Consider the following 21,222-nt stretch of genomic DNA (forward strand, 5'->3'; position numbering starts at 1 on the left):
TTATGAATGCGGATTTCTTATTTCAACAGACTAACATGTCCGTAATATGTTTTTTGTTGTCCGGTTAACTGATCAACCAATTTGATTTTCCAAACATAAACATCTTGTTTCGACATTTTCCCTTTGTAAGTTCCGTTCCAACCTACAGTTGGTGTATGTCCTTCGTGAATTAATTCACCCCAACGGTCGAAGATGTAGAAATCATATTTATTCGGATCAGGATCTACACCGTTAATAATCGGTAAGAAGATATCGTTGATTCCATCACCATCCGGTGTAAATGCATTTGGAACGTAGATGAGAAGCTCATCATAAATGGTTACAAACTGACAAGCGGTATCTGTACATCCGAATTGTGAAATGGCAACCTGACAAACTTCGTATACTCCAGGGAATCCACCAGGGAAGGTAAAGCTTGGATTTTGATCGGTGCTTGTTCCCAACGTATCGAATGTCCATAAGAAAGTACTTGCACCAGAACTTTGATCGGTAAAGTTAACGCTTGGAGAAAGTACAGTTGGTTGTAATGGAGCGTAACTGAAATCGGCCACAGGTATATCGTAAACACAAACTGCATCTACAATGGTTGTATCCGAAATACATCCGTCCGGAGAAGTAATTTGAAGTGTTACATCATAGCAACCAGGCGTGTTGAATGTTTGAGTTACACTTGCACAGTTGTTGGATGTTCCAAGTGCTCCTAAATCCCAAAGACAGTTGCCGCCAATTTGACCAACAGGTGTTGTATTTACCAATGTAGTTGTAAATGGTGCACAACCTGCAGCCGGTGTAGCAACGAAGTTAACGCTTGCTGGCGTATAGAAACCAACGTTAACCGACATGTAAAGTGTATCGTTACAAACGTCGAACGACATTACATCATAGGTGGTAGGAACAGTTGGAGTAACGGTAGTTGTTTGTGTAGAATCTCCGGATGACCATACGTAGAAATATCCGGGTAAACCTTGCGAACCTTGTGCGCCCAATGTTACCGATGAGCCGGGACAAATCAATGTATCCGGACTAACGGTTAATGTGTAGAGCGGATAAACATCAACAACTGCACTTGTGGTTGGAGAAACGCAACCGTTGGCATCTGTAGCAAATACATCATAGGTAGTTTGTGTGGTTTGTGTAACATACACCGATGATGAAGTTGAAGCTGTACCTGTCCATGTATACGAATATGGAGGCGTACCACCCATACCTAATGCGATAAGATTAAATTCTCCGCCATTACAAGAAGTACCACCTTGAGGAGTCATGATATCGAGTACAGCAGGTTCCTGAACAGTAATAGTTGTATCAGCAAAACATCCATTCGCATCTGCGGCTTGAATGAAATAGGTTCCCGCACACACATTTGTAAATGAACCTGAAGCCTGGAATGTTGCTCCGTTGTCGGTACTGAAACTTGTAGCTGCCGGAGAGGTTACTGTAATTGTTCCGTCGCAAGCCGCATTACAGGTTACATCTGTTACTACAGTAGAAGTAATTATTACCTGAACAGGTTCAGTGATGGTAAAGGTGGTGTCGATAGAACATCCGTTGTCGTCTGAAATGGTAACAGAATAAGTACCATCACAAACTCCTGTTGCAGTTGCCTGAGAAGGACCAGCAATACCGTTCGACCAAATGAAGTGATATAATCCACTTACTGTTCCGCCGGCAGGGAAAGCCTGAATTTGTCCATCGCATACATCAAAACAGCTTGCGTTAACCGTTGCAAAACTTTGGAATACCAATGGAGTTGGTTCACTTACGATAGCCGTTCCTGTTACAGAACATCCATTGTTATCCTGAACTTCTAAGTTGTAAGTTCCTGCAGCAATAAAGTTATTGCTTGGGGATGCTGTAAATGTTGCACCTCCATCAAAACTATATTGATATGGAGCAGTTCCTCCTGCAGCAACTATGGTAAAGCTTCCTGTAAAATCATTATTACAAAGAAGGTTGGTTACGTTACTGCTCATTGTAAGAACAGCAGGATCCGTAAGTGTAAAGTTGAAGTTATCGGTACATCCATTTGCATCAGTAACGGTAGCGGTATGCGCTCCTGCACCTAAACCGGTGATGATATTCGAAGCTTGAGCAGCTCCTCCATCTACTGAAAACTGCAGAGGTGCTGTTCCGCCCGATACAAGAATTTCTGCCTGACCATCGGTTGATCCGTTACATAATGGATTTGTTCCAATCACCCCGGTGAGATCAGGTGAGCCGAGATCTGTTACAGTTACGGTTCCTGTAGCAGGACAGTTATTCGCATCTTCTACAACGATGTTATAGGTGTTTGCTGTTAAACTGTTAAATGTATTCGAAGCCTGGAAAGAAGTTCCGTTGTTGTCTGAATATTGATATGCACCTGTTCCTCCGTTTGCAGTAATCGAAATACTTCCGTTGGCTCCACCGCAAGTGCTGGATGTTGGAGTTGCAGTGAAGGTAACCTGTGTAGGTTGTGAAAGTGCTTGCGGAATCATCAGGTTACAACCATTCACATCTTTAATTACCACAGAATAGTTTCCTTGTCCTAATCCAGTAAACGTAGAAGAAGTTTGGAATGTTAAACCATTATCTGAAGAATACTGGAATGCCGGTGTACCTCCGTTTGCATTTACTACAATAGAACCATCTGTTCCGTTGAAGCAATTTGGATCATCCGGTGTAAGTGTTGCGGTAATGGCAGCAGGTTCAGTGATGATAGCGGTGTTGGTCATTGTACAACCATTCGCATCTGTTACACAAACGGTATAAGTTGCAGCAGCTAATCCAAAGAAAGAAGAGAATGCTTGCGATGTAGCACAGTTATTATTGGAGTATTGGTAAGGTGCAATACCACCCACGGCACCAATCGATAATGTACCGGAGTTGTTTCCGTTACAAGTAAGATTCGTGTGGTTTTCTGATACTACAATTTGTGTTGGTTGTGTAATGGTTGCTGTTGCAGTTTGCAAACATCCATTCGCATCTTTTACCACCAAATTGTAAGTTCCTGCCGCTAATCCTGTAAAGGATAAACCAGCCTGGAAAGTCGTACCTCCATTAATTGAATATTGATATGGAGCAGTTCCTCCACTTGGCGCATTGAACGTGATGCTTCCGTTGCTTCCGCCAAAACAAGATACGTTGGTGGTAGCTTGTGTATAAACGATAGCTGGAGGTGCAGTAACGTTGAACGTAACTACATACACACAAAATCCCTGGTCGGTCATTGCAATCGCATGTGATCCGTCGCAAAGTCCGGAGAAATCTCCCGATCCCAATTGTGTTTGTGATCCATTATCGAGGTCGTAAGAAATGGACCCGAATCCACCGGTTGCTATGGTAGAAACCGTTCCGTCGCAAGCGCCCGGACAAGTAGCATCGGTTACAAAGTTCAATACACCATTCATCTGAATATCGTTTACCCCAACGAAGTAGGTTTCCTGACATCCATGCGCATCGGTAACTAAAATTTCATAAGCACCTGCAGTGAGGTTTTGGAATAATCCGTTTGGATCGGAAAATCCTGCGGTAACGTTATTGTAAGTATAAGGTGCAAATCCGCCTGAAGCTACAACCTGGAAGTTACCATCATTAAATCCACAGTTCGAAGGATCCGTGAAAACAGTATCTACAGTGTAACCGGGAGGATTAGCTAAAGTTAAAGTTGCGGTTTGCTGACAACCATGCGCATCCTGAATAAGCATGTTGTGAACTCCTGCACAAAGATTGGTAAATGATGTGCTGGTTTGAAGTGCACCACCATCAATAGAAAACTGATAAGTTGGAGTACCACCGGTGCTGGTTGCAACAACAACCTGACCATTGCAAATTCCATTACAAATCGGATTGGTTGGTGTATAAGTAGCAGCAAGAACGGCAGGTTGAGTAATACCTACGTTGGAGTTTACCTGACAACCATTCGCATCTTTCACAACGACGTTGATGGTTCCTGCACAAAGATTGGTAAGCACATTGCTCGCCTGGAATGTTGCACCGGCATTTCCTGAATATTGATAAGGAGGCGTTGCATTGGAAGCAGTTACGGTAATCTGACCATTACAATCGCCATTACATAATGCAGCAGTTGCTACCGTTGAAATGGTAAGCTGAGTTGGTTGTGTAATGGTGAATGTTACACTCGAAGTACAGTTGTTTACATCTGTTACTACTACTGTATAGTTTCCTGCAGTTAAACCGGAAAATGAATTCGAAGCTTGTGGAGGAGGGTTAGGACCAACAGCTGGATTTAAATCATAGGTATAAGGACCAGTTCCTCCGGAAATTCCAATCAGTGCTGCGCCATTAACACCTCCAGCACATGAAACGTTGGTTTGTGATGTTACCGTAGCAGTAGGTTGTGCTAAAGCATTAATGGTAATGGTAATTGGTGTTGAAATGGTACAACCATTGGCATCTTTTACAACCACGGTATAACTTCCAGGTAACAGGTTAGGGAAGGTTCCGCTAGATTGAAATGCTCCACCATTAATTGAATAGGTATAAGGAGCAGTACCACCTGAACCTGTAACGGTAACGCTACCATTGGCAAATCCACAGGAAGCAGCAACGGTTGAAGTAACTGTACCCGCAACAGCAGTAGGTTGGGTAATGGTAGAAGTTAAAGTAATCTGACATCCATTCGCATCTTTAACGATGATGGTGTAGGTTCCTGCAGTTAGACCGGTAAATGTATTTCCGGTTTGGAATGCACCACCATTTAAACTGTATTGTAAAGGAGCTGTACCACCAGCACCATTTACTACAATTTGTCCGTTATTTCCACCATTACAAGAAACGGCAGTTGGGGTTGCAGTTGCGGTAACGGCTGTAGGTTGTGTAACAGAAACAGTAGATGTTGCGGTACAACCACCGGTTGCGGTAACTGTAACCGTATAAGTTCCTGCGCAAAGACCGGAAGCTGTTTGAGAGGTTTGTCCACCGGGTGACCATAAATACGTGTAGGGTGGATTTCCACCTGTTGGATTTGCAGTTGCAGATCCGGTACATGCACCATTACATGTAACGGCCACAGCAGATGATGTTGTTGATAATGCAGATGGACCGGTTACGGTAACTGATGCCGTAGCTGTACATCCGTTAGCACCGGTTGCAGTAACGGTATATGTGCCCGGACAAACATTCGTCGGTGCGCCTCCACTTAATCCGCCTGACCATGCAAAGGAATAAGGAGTAACACCACCTGTAGTATTTAAATTAATAGATCCGTTACATCCACAAGTTGCATTAACTACTGTGGGATTTAAAACCGGAGCAGCTCCTGTTGAGGTTACGGTAATAGTTTGAGTAGTATTCGGTGTACAGGAAAGTGGATCCGTAACGGTTACCGTATAGGTACCTGGAGCCAGATTAGAAATAGAGGAGGTGGTTTGTCCACCGGGTGACCACAAATAGGAAAAAGGACCTTGTCCACCCGAAGTTGTAACACCTGCTGCACCATTGCTTTGTCCGCAGGTAGCAGGCGTCATACTTGGTGTTAAAGTAAGTGGAGGAATTACACAAGAGAAACTCTGATATCCCAAAAATAAACCGGAGTCATAATTCTGGTCACCGGCATCGGCAATGATAATTTTGATATGGTAAGTTTGACAAGGAGTTACGTTAATGCTTGCGGTTAATCCGTCAGTATAACCATCATATTGCATCACACCTGTTGTATTGGTGTTATAGTAGGCTGCATTAACTCCACCATTTACGTTATCGATACTTACTAATTGTCCGTTTGGAAGTCGCGCAAAGTTGTAATTGGTATAGTTTCCACCCAATGGATTCGGCCCGGTAATAAACATGCCGAAACCATCATTATACGAAGAAGAAACGAACTCTGGATATTCTTCTGATCCGAATACAAATGCAACATTAAACTGAGCACAGGTTGGAACCATATCAAATTCGAGGATACAGTTGTCGAACGATGGTGCCGGGCTACCTGCACCAGGTTGAGTGGTTAATTGCGGATCCGAAAAATCGAAACCGGCAACTGATGCTCCTGCAGAACCAGAATTGTTTGGTCCATCCGCTGCTGCTGCAGATCCTGTAGTTAAAAGGATACCACCATTGGTCATACCCACACCACCTGCGCCAAGGTTTCCTGACCAGGTTCCGTAGGCCGTTCCACCACAGTTAATGACTACGTTAGAAACTGTAATACCAGCTCCCACCAGGTTACTGATGATGGTATTGGCCGATCCGCCGGGGGTAACTGTAATTTGGGCTTGCGATGTAGGTGCCAATAAAATACCTGCGCTGAGGAATAAAGCAAATTTCATCGCGGAAATTTGCAAGGCACGAGAGAGAAGTCCTTTGACCATGCTTCTTTTTTGGGTTCGTTTGGGGATTTCAAAAGGAGTTTAATCCGCTTGAAATTAAGGCGCAAAATACTAAAGCTTTTGCATAGATAAGATGAGGTAAAGTACTTAAGGTTGCCTGAATTAGAATAAAAAATCAGATAATCTCAGATTCCTAAATCTATTTAGTTGACACTGGAATATTGCGTCTGATTTTTAAGTGGTTGGGTAGATGCAATGACTTACCTTGTTTAGCCTTTTTTTCAAAAATCAGGAATTAATCTACTAAATAACTGTGCTTTATTTAGATTTGAAGGCAATGAGAAAAGGAAATCGCACAGATTGGGAACGTTTTTCGGAGATTATGAACCGGGCATATGCTACAAATCCATCGGTGCTTTGGGTCTTAAAAAATGATTCTGTGTACCCTCGGCGTTTGCGCATCTTAACCCGTTATTGCTTTGAAAAAGGTCTGGCTAACGATGGAATTTGGTTTACCGAAGATTTTGCAGGGGTAAGTGTGGTGTTTGAATTGCAACATGAAAAACAATCCTGGAGATCGCTGTATTGGGAAATAGTATTGGCAATGAAAGGAATTACAATTCCCCGATTAAAAATGGTGATGAAACGCGATGCTCTGATTCGAAAAAAAAGAGATCCCCAAACCGGATTATATTTTTGGATGTATGCAGCTGATCCCGACAAAATGGATGGTGTTGCAGCACGAAAAATGCGTGATTACTTTTTTCATTGGGCAGATGAAAGCGGACAATTCATTTTAGCAGAAACATCGGTGCCCAAAAATGAACGCGTGTACCGTTATTCCGGATTTGAGACTTATGATGAATGGCGCGACGAAAAGAGTGAAATGATCACCTGGATGATGCGTCGTGCTCCACGGCCAAAGCAAAATTAGAAATAAGCGTTACCGGCTTCTTTGGAATTAATAATTAAACAAGGAACCTTCTGTTCATTGGTAATCATCGATTGCGCGAAAGTGTCGAACTGCGGCAATAAGCTATCCGAGAAATAGGCAATGGCATACATATCAGCTTTTGCTTTTTTACCGTATTCTAAAATACCCGTAGCGTTTTTCGATTTTGGAATAAACTCAATGAGATGATTAACATTTCGTTTTTCCATTTGCTTTTTAATCACATCAATGTAAATGCTGATTTTTTTACGCAACACGGCATCTGTTTCATTCGGAGCTAAGATGACCAATTCAGCATTAAAATCGAGTGCCAGATTAGCTGCATCGTTTAAAACCTGCAGACTTTCTGAGGTTAAATCGATGGCTGCAACAATTTTTTTAATGTTATCTACGGGAGTGGAATCCTGAACAATTACAAATGGAATTTCGGTGCTGGTGATAACCTTTATGGCAAAACTTCCGAATACTTTTTGCATTCCTTTTGCACCATGAGTTCCCATTACCACTAGTGAACATCCGAGACTTTTTGCCATGGTTCCGATATCGGTAAAAATAGAACCGGTTTTTACATGCGTTTCTACTTTCGGATCACCAATGCTCAGTTGTAATTTGGGTATTACCTCTGCAAATTTCCGGTTAGCTTCCGCTTTTTCGGAGTCCGACTTCGTTACGTGCAACAAGTGAACAATTCCCTTGGTCTGACGTGCAATCTGTATGGCATGACGGGTAGCACTGTCTGCTGCTGATGTAAAATCATGCGGTACGAGGTAAGATAACTGACTCATGGTGTAACTGTTTTGAACAAATGTAATTTAACAAATTCAAACCAGATAAGAAAGTTTCCTAAGAGTTTTGCCCGTTGGATTGTGAAAAAACTATCGATTTATACCAAAAATCAACGAATTCTTACAATTCTACCGTAATGAAGACGGTTTCCGTTTTTAAATTTATACAGATAGGTCCCCGGAATGCAATTCCCTCCGCGAAGGTTGCTTCCATCCCATGAGATGACCGTACTACCAAATCCTGCCCCTTGCGTATGCGTGTAAACCAGCGCACCTTTTAAATCGTAAATATCGATTGTAACAGATTCCTGCGGATTAAGATTGGCTTTAAAATATACAGTACCATCAGAAGGATTCGGATAAACCAAAACCGGAATTTCAGCATTACTTCTTTCCGAAATACTCAATGCACTTAATGCCATTAAGCTATCGATGTTGAGGTTTTCATCACCTGTGACATAAGGGAGATATTGGTAATAAATTAAAAACATCTCATCGGTTGTGTTTAATCCTGCGCAAACATTTACGGGAGGAAAACTTGGGTTATCCGGATTATTGGTGGTGTTATCGTAAACGCCTTCACCGTAGAGGTGACTTCCCGAAGGTACTTTTACGGGATAGGGAAATTGATAAATACCCTGCCAGTGGAAATCCCAGTTGTTGATGTTGATTAATGGAATTGTGTCGTTGTTGTTTTTTACGGCATAGGATTTAATACTTTTTCCCAATAGATGCATGTGAGGGAAAATTCCAATGATAGAATAATTCCCCGGTGTACCTCCAACTATTGGAGGAAATGATGCAGTGACATATTGCGTATCGTTTGCGGGAACACAAAAACTCCAATTGTAAATTAAATCATCAATGGAAACTTCCCTTACGTTACTAACTGCCGTTGGATAAAAATAAAAATGGACTTTCGTTTGATCTTGTTGTCCACCCGATCCACTCGGATAATGCATGGCCAAAACTACATTTGAACCAGCTTGCATCGTTACCCCCATAAATACATTTCCTCCACCGGGATAAACAATGGGAACACTCCCCGGCGTGAATTCTCCAACGAGAGTTCCGTTATTCGGACCCACACAAACACCGGAAGTATCGGTGGTGTAAGTTCCTGCCTGATCAATAAAAATCAATGCATGATGCACAATAGCAGAATTGCCGGGTTCAACTTCAATGGCTTGAATTTTTCTGTCCTGCAATAAACCGGAAGGAATAGAAAAACACACATAATCATCAACGGTGTATGCCTTGCTGGTATAATTTAAAGAGGTGATGGTTAAATCGGGAGTTCCTAATGTAGGACCAGTGGAATTAAACGTTGGAAATGGAGGAGCGAGTGTAGAGTCTCCTCGTGTTGCACCTGTATTTACCCAGGTTAAAATGGTAGCTGCTTCAGCTTGTGTTAATACGCGTTCATGTCTGAATCGGGTATAGGAAGTATCCGGTGGCCATGGTGGCATTTCACCCATGTTAATCGCATCTTCAATATTTAATTGTTCTCCAAAAACTTCATCATAGGTAATAAGCGACATAGGTGCTATTCCACCGGGGTGATGGCAGGTTGCACATTTGTTGTAAATGATCGGAGCAACATGCTCGGAGAAATTAATGGTTCCGCGATTGTCCGGTTTTACTAAAACATTGCTTTCGTAAAGACTAAATGAAAACAAGCATCCGGCTGATAATACAATGGCCCATTTGGCAGAAATATGCTTCATGTTTTTGGTTTTGGAATTGAAATATAATTCCATTTGTTTACAAAGCCATAAAATGTGCAGCAAATAGTGATAAAAAGAAGGAAAATGGGGATAAAAAAAGTCCGCCTGATCAGAGCGGACTTTTTCTTGGGTTATATCAGGATGCTTGTACGTTACAACAAGGTTGTAGGACAAACATATTCTGTTCTTGGAATTGAAGTTTTCAGTATTTCAGTCATTCCCCCTTCTACATCCACAAAATTATCATAGCCTCTCGCTTTTAAAATGGAAGCGGCGATCATGCTTCGGTATCCACCTGCACAGTGAATGATAAAAGATTTTTCTTTCGGAAATTCGCTGAGGTTATTCATTAAAACATTCAAGGGAACATTTTTTGCATCCACTACATGTTCCGAATCGAATTCGCTCTTCTTTCTAACATCAAACAAAATACTTTCTTTGGTTAAATTCTGCTCTAATTGTTTAGCGGAAATACGTTGAACAGCATCGATTTCTTTACCGGATTTTTTCCAGGTTTCAAATCCGCCTTCCAAATATCCGATGGTATAATCGTAACCCACCCGCGATAAACGAATCATGGCTTCTTCTTCTCTTCCGGGTTCGGTAATCAGTAAAATTTCCTGTTTGATATCGGTAATTAATTCACCTACCCACATAGCGAAACTTCCATCCAAACCAATGTTCATGGAATTCGGAATAAATCCTTTTGCAAAAATTTCAGGTGCTCTGGTGTCTAAAATTAAAGCCCCGGTTTCATTGGCTAATACTTCAAATTCAATTGCATTCAATGCTTTTTTTCCGCGTTCCAAAATGGTATCGAGCGATTCATATCCTTTGATATTCATCAATACATTTTTTGGAAAATATCCGGGAGGAGTCGTTAATCCGGTGAGCAATTCTTTCATGAATTCTTCGCGGGTCATATCGGCACGTAATGCGTAGTTTGTTTTTTTCTGATTGCCCAGCGTATCGGTTGTTTCTTTACTCATTTTTTTACCGCAAGCACTACCTGCACCGTGATTTGGATACACGATTAAATCATCACTCAACGGCATAATTTTATTACGGAGCGAATCATACAAATGCGAAGCAAGTTTTTCCTGGGTTAGATCGGCAATGACGTGTTGTGCTAAATCGGGGCGACCAACATCTCCGATAAAGAGGGTATCACCTGTGATTAAACCATGTTCTTTTCCGTTTTCATCAATGAGAAGATAGGTGGTGCTTTCCATGGTGTGACCCGGAGTATGAATCACTTTCACTTTGTATTTTCCTATTTCAAACAGTTGATTATCCTCGGCAACTATAGCATCGAATCCCGGTTTTGCGGTGGGACCATAAACAATTTTAGCACCCGTTTTTTTAGCTAAGTCGAGGTGACCACTTACGAAGTCGGCATGAAAATGCGTTTCGAAAACGAACTTGATTTTAGCATTATCTTTTGTAGCACGATCAATATAAGGTTGAACTTCACGCAGCGGGTCGAAGATTGCAGCTTCGCCATTGCTTTCGAGGTAGTATGCGGCATGTGCAATACAGCCGGTATAGATTTGTTCGATTTTCATAATTCAGAATTTTTGATTGCGATACAAATTTAGTCGCTTTGGATAGTCTGGAATGTAACAGAAGTTACAGATTTAAAAAACAGACGAAAATCAGTTTTTAGAAAATAGAGAGTTGTCCCGATATCAGATTCACTTCATTATTCTGCAATAAAAACAACTTACTTTCATTGTAACGAGGCGCAATATCAATCCGAACCGACGTTTTTTCGTTTTCGAACAATTGCTGAACCAGTTCCGGAGAATTATTTTCTTTGGAGAGATGCGAAAGAATAAGATGACGTAAGTCAGTTTTTTTATGTTTTCTGAATAATTCAAGCGCTTCCATATTGGAAAGATGTCCCACCTCACTACGGATTCGCTGCTTTAAATAAAAAGGGTATTTACCTTTTAGCAGAAGTTCATCATCATAATTGGCTTCAATAAACGAAACCTGCGATTTAGAAAAATGTTCAATCACATTTTCGCAGGCATGCCCCACATCGGTGATCACACTTATACGAGCGTTACCATGGATAATTGAAAACGAAAAAGGATCTGCCGCATCATGCGATTTGCTAAATGGAATGATTGCTATATTTCCAATTTTTATTTCTTCATGATGAGCGATGGGCTGGGTATGAATATCACTTTTTCCAAAGAAGGAACGCTGCCATGTTCCGGGCGAAATATAAACCGGGAGTTGGTATTTTTTTGCAAGTTTATATACACCGCGAATGTGGTCGGTATGTTCGTGGGAAATGAAAATGGCTCTTAATTTCCGAATATCGAGATTTAGGTTCGACATCCGCTCTTCAATTGCTTTGCAATGAATACCCGCATCGATTAGAATTCCTTCGGTTTCATTGCCGGCATAATAGCAATTACCGTTTGAACCGGAGTTAAGCGAAGCGTAATAAAGCATGAATGCAAATATATCAGTGTTCTGCCTTTTTTAAAAGGCTATTAAGTTTTTCAAGTCCAGTTGCATTCTGTTCATCGCCTTCGCTGTGAAAGAAATCCAGAACAATTTGTTCGCTAGCACTGGGTTCCTGAAATACATCCTCAAGAGCAGTGAGGTCGATGTTTACACTTTCCCATTTTCGTTTTCCGGTGTTAAGATCAAATTCCATGTTTACGGCACCGATACAACACATTGCACAACTTTCATTTCTCACCTGATCGCCGTTATATTCTACATAGGCGAGTAAATCGGACATAGTAATACTTTGACTATAGATCAATTTTTCTTTGGTAAGCGAAGCCGATTCAATTCCATTGTTGCACCTATCGCCACCGGCTATTTCGCGTATTTTTTTCAGTGAATTTCCTTCCAGTTCAAATTCATAAAGGGAAGAAAACATTCCTGTTCCTCCTCCGCAATATAAAATATCGAGGAAATAGTTTCCTCCTTTATATCCAATTACACTGTAACGAAAAAATGGTTCGCGCATCAAAACTTCCTGGTCGGTATATACATATCCGGAACTGTCTTCATCAAACTGTATTTCACCCACCGAAAATTCCGATGTTAAATCGATTTCTTCCTGATCGCCATTCAATAGCATATCGACATACGCCGGATGAAACGGGAGATTATTATTGAACCATGAAATGTAATTTTCGCTTTCGTGCAATTCGAAGGGAAAAGATTTTTTACCTGTGGGATCGGTCCATGTTCCACTGAATGTAGTGCTGTCGCTCCAGCTTCCATTGAATTTACCTGTTTCGGTTACTCCATCGGTGAATTCAGTAAGCACAATTTTTCCATCTTCATGTGTATTTCCTTTGAGGGTAATCATTTCTCCAATGCTGGTATAGAAATATTGTCCAAGGACTTGTTCACCGCCGTTCCTTCTCAAATACATTTCTATGTTCAATTTCCCGTTGATTGTCCCCCGGTATTGCTTATGGAAATGGGAAGGTGGGTGGGAGCTTGGTGATTTCTCTTCAGATGTTTCAGTAGATGATTTATTTGTTTCTGTAGTGGAGCAGGAAATCAGTGAAAAGAATGCAAGAGTCAACAGGAAGATTCGCATAATCAGATTTTATTGAAAAATAATGATTTTAATAAAATCAAGGAATTCTAATTATGTAATAGATGTAAAATTTTTTAATGAAGTAATGTTGGAAATAGTAATAATCAAATGAACCTTGGTTTAATGATATAGGCGTTGATTACTTTTTCACCTCACTCTCGTTGTTCCAAAAATTCAGATCAGCCGTTTATTACTGAAAGTTTTTCCTGAGCCTGACTTAAAGTATTTTTCAAATTCATAAGCCTTGTACTTGTCGGAAAATGCGATATAGGTGATTAATTCTACCGGAAGTTTGGATGAAGTGTAGCTTACTTGTCCTGTTGAATGTCTTTCTTATCGTTGATTTAATTCAGAAGTGCATCCGGTATTTAAAGTGCCGTCATTGCATTTTAAGAAATAAACCAACCACGTGGAGATTTGTGATTGTTGATTTTGGAATGGTGATTAAATAGGTTGTTTTTGTTTTTTCAATTAGAAGCCCTCCTTCGCTTTACTTACTTTGTTCGTAAAGCTTCGGAGGGCGAAGGTGGAGGATGAGGATCTGATATCGAAACTCTTGGTGTGTAACTCGCTGTAATTGTACGTTTTATATTTTTGTGGGTTACTATTAATGATTTCTCCTCTGGCTATTGGTTGCTAAATCTTGTAAAGCTAGAAAACAGAGGAATATTACGCCGGTATCTTTTTTTGAGTTTGAACCATTATCCGCACTTAGTGTGTCCACAGCTTTTACATTTCAGACATCCTTCCTCATAAATCAAACCACTTTCATCACCGCATTCTGAGCATTTGCGTTCTGCTTTTGTGCCATCTGGGATGAATTTTTTCAATGCTCTTTCAACTCCTACTTTCCATGAGTTGATATTGTCAGAATCCAAATTGAGGTTTTCTACGATGTTTATTACGTGTGGTAAGGGCATGCCATGTCTGAGAACACCTGATAATAATTTTGCATAATTCCAATATTCCTTGCTAAAACAACGGGACAGACCTTCAATGGTAACTTTAAAGCCGTCTTTATCTTTGTATTGGAAGTCATATCGTTTTTTACCGTCTTCTGAAATGTTTTTGATAATATGTCCTCTCTCAATCCAATCAGGTATTTCAAATGCATCAATGGCTCTTCCTGTGAAGATTTCATATGGTTTTTGGTTAAGTAAACCAATAACCCCAATCCATTTTTCGTGATGATTGTTAAAACGAATCACCGATGCTTCAAGAGATTTTGGACGTTTTGGTGGCTTGCTTTCGAGGATATCAGATTGTTCTTTTGGTGTATCCGATATTAAAACGCCGCTTCGGGAACCATCTCTGTATACAGTAATTCCTTTTAGACCTTTTTTCCAAGACTGGACATAAATTCGACTTACATCTTCAAGAGTTGCCGTTGAGGGCAAATTAATGGTGGACGATATGGAGTGTGTGGTATACTTTTGTACAATTGCCTGAAGCTCTACTCTTTTCTCCCAATCGATTTCAGGGGCGGTAGATCCTGTATACGGAGATTTGGATTCGTCTTTTTCGCCTGTAATTTCCATCCAATTTTTCATTTTTGGATGGTATACAGTGAATTCTTGCCATGTGTCTCCGAGCTTATCAATGAAATCAATTCGTGCATCTTTATCCATTGCATTGACTTTTTTTCTCCGCTTATATGAGGTGAGAAATACAGGTTCAATACCTGAAGAGGTTTGAGCTAAAATTGATAGCGTTCCTGTTGGTGCAACAGTTGAAATAGAGATGTTTCTTCGTCCGTATTTCATCATGCGCTTGTACAATATGGGAAATTCATCTCTTAACATATCTACGAATTGCGATTGCTTTTCGTATTTGCTGTTGAAACCTGTAAATGCCCCTCGTTCAATTGCCATATCAATGGATGAATCGAATTCTGCCTCGCATTTGCACCTCATAATCTGTTCAATGGCATGAAGTGAATTATCGGAGTCAAATTTTATTCCAAGCGCAGCGATAGCATCAGCCAATCCTGTAAATCCGAGGCCAGTTCTCCTTCCATTTTTTCCATTCTCGTAAAGTAGTTTCCAGGTGTCAATTTCTACCTGTTTAATGGCTAGAGGTTCCGGGTCATTGTTGACTTTTTGTAAAATTCTTTCAATCGCTTCCAATTCAAGGTCAACCAAGTCATCCATAAGCCGTTGCGCTTCATAGGTGGTTTCATAAAGTTTCTCGAAATCAACTTTTGCCTTATTGGTGAATGGGTCTGAAATAAAATTATAGAAGTTAAGCGCGATCAATCGGCAACTGTCACCGCCCTGCATTCCTATTTCTGAACATGGATTGGTGGACACGTTTTTGTAGCCTGGATAAATACTGGATGTAGAATAAAAATGTTGTCTGTCCCAAAATATTACTCCTGGTTCAGCTGTTTGGTGGGCGCACTTAACAATTGTATTCCAAAGTTCTTTCGCATTTACTTCCTTCGAATAAATTGGCTCTGCCGAATCTATGGGCCACCTGAGTGTGTAATTCTTGTTTTTTTCAACCGCTTCCATGAATTCATCTGAAATTCGAACAGAAACATTTGCCCCGGTAATTTTGGAAAGATCCTGCTTAATGGTTACAAAGGCCTCAACATCCGGATGAGCAATGTCCATGGTGATCATTAAGGCTCCCCTTCTTCCATTTTGAGCAACTTCCCTTGTAGTATTGGAGAATCTTTCCATAAAGGATACTGCTCCAGTAGTGCTTCCTGCCGCATTACTTACCAGTGTGCCGGAAGGTCGTAATGTAGAAAGATCGATTCCTACCCCACATCTTCTCTTAAAGAGTTGCGCCATTTGCTGATCAGTGTAGAAAATTCCACCATAGGAGTCAAAAATCTCCGGAAGAACTATACAATTGGAGAGGGAGGCCATCATGTTTGGGTTGCCCAACGAGGACATTACGCTACCCTGTGGTATAACATATTTGAAATCTTTGAATAAAGAATAAATTTTTTCCTCATCCAGTTTGTTTCTGCGTGCTCCGTATGCGGAAAGACCTTCTTTAATGAGTAGATTTTTTGCAGAATATTTTTCTTCAATTCGACCGAATTCCTTGGCCATCCTCCTGTGCATATCATCCGGAGTTAGCTCGCAATAATTTCCTGAATTGTCCTTCATGGCATATTTTCCGAGCCATGTTCCGGCAGCCAGTTCATCGCCATTAAAGTAGTGTAAGCTTGCTTTTAGCACATGTTCCTTAGCATATGTTTTTTGCTCCCGGCTTAATTCGGGTTTTGAAGTTGTAATTGTTGAGTTTTCCATAAAATGAATTTTCGAGATGAAATTAAATCCGGAAAATTTCTACGTAAAAAATTGCATAACGCATTTTATACAATCGTTTTCAACAGGTAGAAAACTCATTTATAAAAAATTTAATAAACTGATGAATAACAGTTTTTCTATACATTGAAATTTGTAACAATTATCGCAGTAATTTTTGTTCTCTTCTCGCTTTTAGTTCTTCCTTTATCATCTGTAGTTCTCGTGAAGACTGTCCGGCAATTGAAGTGTTTTCCATTGCTCTTCTGATTAAATAAGGAAGTGATGATTTTATAGGGCCATATGGGACGTATTTTGTGACATTATAACCTTCGTGAGCCAGGTCATAGGATATGTGGTCGCTCATACCATAAAGTTGTGAGAAGTAAACTCTGTTATCGCTTTTTTCTATGCCATTTTGATGCATTAAGTTGATCAAATTTAATGTGCTTTCTTCATTATGTGTACCTACACAAATCGAAATTTTTTCAATTCGTTTAAGGCAGAACCTTACTGCCTCATTAAAATCATTGTCGACATTTTCTTTATAGGCTGAAATGGGTGAAGCGTATTGCATTTTGTGCGCTCTGTCGTTTTCTTTTTCCATATATGCTCCTCGGACTATTTTAATTCCAAGGAAGAAGTTTTTTTGCAAAGCACGTTCATATAATTTTCGCAAGTATTTCAATCGATCCCATCGATAAAATTGAATTGTTGTATTTACGATGGCTTTTCGTTTGTTATATTTCTCCATGAAGTGCTCCGCAATCTGATCAATAGCATTTTGAATCCAACTTTCTTCCGCGTCAATATAAATTGGAACATCATTATTTAAGCAAAATTGAAATAGCTCATCCAAACGATTCATGGTTTTTTGGAATTCATCTTTATCAGAGGTTGATAATGCTTCCGATTTGCTGATTTTTTCAAGTAAAGAAAAGTTAGCTACACCGGTTAGTTTTATGCTGGTGTAGGGAATCGATTTTTCGTTTGCAGCTAGTTCGATCACTCTTTTTATTTCATCAATAGAAGCCTGAAATTCGGCTGTTGTTCCATGACCTTCTTTAGAATAATCCAATATGGTTTTTATTCCATTTTCCTTTAATTTTACTACAACTTTTGTGCTTTCTTCCAAAGTTTCACCTGCGCAGAAGTGGTTGTAAATGGTGTTTTTTATGTAACATCGAAAGGGACTTATACCTAATAGAAAAAGCTTTGCGGTTTTAGAAAAAATCCATACCAGCCAAAATGAATTCATGGTTGAAAAGAGGAATTTTTCTTTTTTAAGTTGGCGAACTGATTTTGTTTTAAATGCTTTTTTCGTGTCAATACTAATTTTTATCGGTCTATTTTCAAGGTTCTGTGCCATAACAATTGCTTTTTCTTGTTTGCAAATTTGAATTACCGGAGTTTCGAACGTCCAAAATAGAACAGATCAGTCTCATGTTTCGCTTAGCTTCATGATGAAGCAATAATTTGTTATCTTTTATTTCTAAAGTGTTTTTTCCACTTAGCAGTGTTAGCTTGTTTATTGCTGATAAGAATGCCGGATCGTTTATTTCTTCCGTTGTCCATTCTGTTTGCCCTTTTGTCTGAATATTGTGAATATGTTCTCTCGATTTCAATTCTGTTTCAGAATATACTTGAAACCTTAATTTTTCCTTTTTCCCTTTTTTTGTGCTTTCTTCCCAATCCGAGAGCCCCCTGAAGTTTTGCGCTGTAGAAGTCCATAAATCGGAAAGGGCAGCAACTCCAAGACCTATTACATGTTTTCCCGAATGAAATGAATAGCCAAAACTATGGTAACTAAGACCTAGATTTGCCATTTTTCTATAGGACCAGTCCCCCTTCAAAATGTAATGATCCATGCCTAAATAGTAATAGCCTGATTCAATTAGTAAATGATGCGCTAAATCTTTGAGATAGTCTTGCTCAATTGGAATAGGAATATTATCAATGATTTTTTTGTGGCTTGGGCTTTTTACGCTTCTCGCAATAAAATCCTGGAGAATGATTTGATCCGGTTTTATCTCCCTGATTTTGTAGATGGTATCAATAATTGATTTTCTCGTTTGAAAGGGCAAACCGATAATTACTTCCAAGGAGATTGAATTAAATCCTAATCCATGTATAAAGTGAAATAGTTTTTTGAAGTCATCATTTTCCATTTTTCTACCCGTTCCTTTTTGAACTCTTGGATCCAAATCTTGAATGCCGATTTTTATTTCATTTATACCCGCAACTTTTAGAGCTTTAAGTTTTTCCGGATTTATACTGTAAGGATTTACTTCACACCGTAAGGATACATCAGGAGAGAAAATCGTTTTTCTGGATAATCTATTTATTAGGTTGTTTATGTTCCATCCTGAAAAGAAATGTGGGGTGCCACCTCCTAAATAAATTTCATTAATAATTGGTTTCTCATTTAGATAAGCAATGTACTTGTCGACTTCATTGAGGATATTTTCTAAATAATGAACTTCTACTGAATGGTCTCGCGTTATGAGCGGCCCAAAAGAACAAAGTGGGCACAAACTTTCACAAAATGGAAGATGTATGTAAATGGAAAAATTTTTATCTCTTTCGTATGCTTTAGATAATTGACTTTTCCATGTTTCACCGTTAGAATTTTTGTTTTTCCAACTGCTGATTTCAGGAAATGAGGCATAATTCGCTCCTGTTATTCTGGTGAATTTTTGAGCGAAAATTTTCATAGTCTATCCTCCAAAATTTAAGTATCTGTGAAATGGATTTGCAATTCTGTCGAGCTTTTTCGCATCTATAATAACTATTTTTTTTCCGTTAAGTCTGATGATATTCATTTCTTGTAATTCATGAATTATTCGGATCGTAGATTCTGCTGAAGTGCCTGCTAAACTGCCTAATTCACCTCTAGAAAGTGTTGCGTTTATTGTTGCATTGTCAGATTCTAAACCATAAAAATCTCTTAGTCGCAATAGCGATTCTGCTAACCTTTCTCGAACCTGTTTGTGCGCCATACTCACAATTGTTGATTCAGCAACTTTTAAATCATGCGCCAATAGATTTAGAATAAACATTGCAAATGATGCATTCTCTTTTAAATTTTTCAGAAATAATGTCTTTGAAATAAAACAAATTCGACTTTCTTCAATTACAGTGGCATTTGAAAAGTAATTTTCACCGCTTAGAACTGCTCTATATCCAATTACGCTACCCGGGCCATAAAATCTGAGTATTTGTTCTTTTCCATCTTCTCCTATATTGTGGATTTTTACTTTTCCTTCTTGAATGCAAAAAATTCCATGAGGTTGATTTCCTTGTAGAAAGACACTTTGCCCTTTTTTGTAAATACTAAATCCTTTTTCGTCTGAAATTTGTGCAATTTCTTCTCTATCCAAATGACAAAAAAGTGATGATTTCTGTACTGCACAGTTTTGGCATTCGGGTATCTCTCCGAATTTCAAGGCTTTTAATTTCATTGTTTAGGTGTGGAGGTGAATACTTTCTTCAAGATAAGGGTGTTGTTTTGGAACCAATGCCGCTTTGGTTAAGGCAGTTAGTACACTGAAAATGAAAAGTGATCCCGTAAATACAAACATGCCAATTTCTGGAAACCCAAATCCATATTCTTCACCAACAGCTCCAGGCATAGTCATAATGTAAACATCCAACCAATGACTAATAATTAGAATTACACCAATAATCCAGAGAAATACTGGTTTTCTTTTATTGTCTCTTGACATCAACATGAGCATTGGAAAAACGAAGTTTACTGCCATCATTCCCAAAAATAATTCGCGGTAATGATTGAATCTGGTCACATAGTATGTTACTTCTTCAGGGATGTCAGAATACCATATCAACATAAATTGAGAGAACCATAAATAGGACCACAAAAAACTTATCGCAAAAATCCATTTTCCTAAATCATGAAGGTGGTTGTCATTAACTTCAGATAGATGCCCTTCCCCCTTTAAATACAATACAAATAAGGTAATGGCGATTGTTCCGGAAATCCATATTCCGGAAAATGTATACCAACCAAACAAGGTGCTAAACCAGTGAGTGTCAACCGACATTAACCAGTCCCAAGAAGAGGTAGATGATGTTACTGCGAAAAAGGCAATGAATAGCACGGAAAGAGTAATGTTTTTTTTGTGGTATGAAAATCCACCGTTCATGTCCTCTTCAAGTGATCTTTTTCTAAAGAGATGTCTGCAATAGTTCCATATTCCAAAATATAATAATGCTCTAATCCAAAAGAATGTTTGATTCAGGTAGGGTGTTTTGGCAGCAATTATTTTATCATAATGTGTCGAATCAGGATTAGAAACTTCAGAGTCCATCCAATGGTAAACATGATGTAAGTGGAATGTGCCCGCAAGAAAGAAGATGATTAAAATCAGCGATCCAACTGGAAGGTAGGCAGATACTGCCTCAAAAACACGTTTTACTACAGTTCCCCATCCGGCTTGTGCTGCGTAATTGAGCGCAATGAAAAAGGTAGCTGCTAAGGCGATTCCAAAGAAAAAGTATCCTGACACTAATAAATTGGTCCAACTTCTTGCATGGTGATCGGTATGATCTGTAACAAATCCAATAATTGTGAGGATTAACCCTAGGAACATTAGACCAAGAAGAATGTTCTTTGTTTTGGATTGAAA

General features: G+C 39.5%; 12 protein-coding genes. 1 reads left to right on the top strand and 11 read right to left on the bottom strand.

Features of this window, described 5'->3' with window-relative positions:
• Nucleotides 1-17: 17 nt before the first annotated feature.
• Nucleotides 18-6,269, bottom strand: coding sequence for a choice-of-anchor L domain-containing protein (locus K1X56_03340; protein ID MBX7093731.1), 6,252 nt, complete (start codon nucleotides 6,267-6,269; stop codon nucleotides 18-20).
• Between the two features lie 439 nt (nucleotides 6,270-6,708).
• Between K1X56_03340 and K1X56_03345 the strand changes: the two genes are divergently transcribed.
• Nucleotides 6,709-7,203, top strand: coding sequence for a hypothetical protein (locus tag K1X56_03345; GenBank protein ID MBX7093732.1), 495 nt, complete (start codon nucleotides 6,709-6,711; stop codon nucleotides 7,201-7,203).
• Here K1X56_03345 and K1X56_03350 read toward each other — a convergent pair.
• The 10 genes from K1X56_03350 to K1X56_03395 all read right to left on the bottom strand — a co-directional run bounded on the left by K1X56_03350 (nucleotide 7,200) and on the right by K1X56_03395 (nucleotide 21,186).
• Entirely contained in the window at nucleotides 7,200-8,006 is an 807-nt protein-coding gene (locus K1X56_03350) for a universal stress protein (GenBank protein MBX7093733.1), read from the bottom strand. The two genes, K1X56_03345 and K1X56_03350, sit on opposite strands and share 4 nt — an antisense overlap.
• Before the next feature lie 110 nt (nucleotides 8,007-8,116).
• Nucleotides 8,117-9,733 carry a T9SS type A sorting domain-containing protein gene (locus K1X56_03355; protein MBX7093734.1) on the bottom strand — a complete coding sequence of 539 codons (1,617 nt, stop codon included), beginning with the start codon at nucleotides 9,731-9,733 and terminating at the stop codon, nucleotides 8,117-8,119.
• Between the two features lie 152 nt (nucleotides 9,734-9,885).
• Entirely contained in the window at nucleotides 9,886-11,298 is a 1,413-nt protein-coding gene (locus K1X56_03360) for an MBL fold metallo-hydrolase (GenBank protein ID MBX7093735.1), read from the bottom strand.
• Between the two features lie 97 nt (nucleotides 11,299-11,395).
• Nucleotides 11,396-12,199, bottom strand: a complete 804-nt coding sequence (locus K1X56_03365; protein MBX7093736.1) for an MBL fold metallo-hydrolase — start codon at nucleotides 12,197-12,199, stop codon at nucleotides 11,396-11,398.
• A gap of 13 nt (nucleotides 12,200-12,212) precedes the next feature.
• A complete protein-coding gene (locus K1X56_03370) occupies nucleotides 12,213-13,313 on the bottom strand; it encodes a hypothetical protein (GenBank protein ID MBX7093737.1) in 1,101 nt (366 codons plus the stop codon).
• Between the two features lie 701 nt (nucleotides 13,314-14,014).
• A complete protein-coding gene (locus K1X56_03375; GenBank protein MBX7093738.1) occupies nucleotides 14,015-16,579 on the bottom strand; it encodes an adenosylcobalamin-dependent ribonucleoside-diphosphate reductase in 2,565 nt (854 codons plus the stop codon).
• Nucleotides 16,580-16,739: 160 nt separating this feature from the next.
• A complete protein-coding gene (locus K1X56_03380) occupies nucleotides 16,740-17,945 on the bottom strand; it encodes a proline dehydrogenase family protein (GenBank protein MBX7093739.1) in 1,206 nt (401 codons plus the stop codon).
• The gene (locus K1X56_03385) at nucleotides 17,929-19,290 is read right to left on the bottom strand and encodes a radical SAM protein (GenBank protein ID MBX7093740.1); all 1,362 of its coding nucleotides are present in this window, start codon (nucleotides 19,288-19,290) and stop codon (nucleotides 17,929-17,931) included. Before K1X56_03385 ends, K1X56_03380 begins: the two co-directional genes overlap by 17 nt.
• A 3-nt stretch (nucleotides 19,291-19,293) precedes the next feature.
• Nucleotides 19,294-20,037 carry a Crp/Fnr family transcriptional regulator gene (locus K1X56_03390; protein ID MBX7093741.1) on the bottom strand — a complete coding sequence of 248 codons (744 nt, stop codon included), beginning with the start codon at nucleotides 20,035-20,037 and terminating at the stop codon, nucleotides 19,294-19,296.
• A gap of 3 nt (nucleotides 20,038-20,040) precedes the next feature.
• Complete coding sequence (locus K1X56_03395) at nucleotides 20,041-21,186, bottom strand: quinol:cytochrome C oxidoreductase (GenBank protein MBX7093742.1); 1,146 nt, start codon at nucleotides 21,184-21,186, stop codon at nucleotides 20,041-20,043.
• Between the last annotated feature and the right edge of the window lie 36 nt (nucleotides 21,187-21,222).

It is taken from the genome of Flavobacteriales bacterium, from assembly GCA_019694795.1.
Taxonomy (GTDB): domain Bacteria; phylum Bacteroidota; class Bacteroidia; order Flavobacteriales_D; family UBA2798; genus UBA2798.

What these genes read in the sequence shown, in the direction of transcription:
- K1X56_03370 (MBX7093737.1), bottom strand. Translation starts at nt 13,313, where the DNA reads ATGCGAATCTTCCTGTTGACTCTTGCATTCTTTTCACTGATTTCCTGC.
- K1X56_03390 (MBX7093741.1), bottom strand. Translation starts at nt 20,037, where the DNA reads ATGAAATTAAAAGCCTTGAAATTCGGAGAGATACCCGAATGCCAAAAC.
- K1X56_03380 (MBX7093739.1), bottom strand. Translation starts at nt 17,945, where the DNA reads ATGGCACAGAACCTTGAAAATAGACCGATAAAAATTAGTATTGACACG.
- K1X56_03395 (MBX7093742.1), bottom strand. Translation starts at nt 21,186, where the DNA reads ATGTTCCTAGGGTTAATCCTCACAATTATTGGATTTGTTACAGATCAT.
- K1X56_03350 (MBX7093733.1), bottom strand. Translation starts at nt 8,006, where the DNA reads ATGAGTCAGTTATCTTACCTCGTACCGCATGATTTTACATCAGCAGCA.
- K1X56_03375 (MBX7093738.1), bottom strand. Translation starts at nt 16,579, where the DNA reads ATGGAAAACTCAACAATTACAACTTCAAAACCCGAATTAAGCCGGGAG.
- K1X56_03385 (MBX7093740.1), bottom strand. Translation starts at nt 19,290, where the DNA reads ATGAAAATTTTCGCTCAAAAATTCACCAGAATAACAGGAGCGAATTAT.
- K1X56_03340 (MBX7093731.1), bottom strand. Translation starts at nt 6,269, where the DNA reads ATGAAATTTGCTTTATTCCTCAGCGCAGGTATTTTATTGGCACCTACA.
- K1X56_03360 (MBX7093735.1), bottom strand. Translation starts at nt 11,298, where the DNA reads ATGAAAATCGAACAAATCTATACCGGCTGTATTGCACATGCCGCATAC.
- K1X56_03365 (MBX7093736.1), bottom strand. Translation starts at nt 12,199, where the DNA reads ATGCTTTATTACGCTTCGCTTAACTCCGGTTCAAACGGTAATTGCTAT.
- K1X56_03355 (MBX7093734.1), bottom strand. Translation starts at nt 9,733, where the DNA reads ATGAAGCATATTTCTGCCAAATGGGCCATTGTATTATCAGCCGGATGC.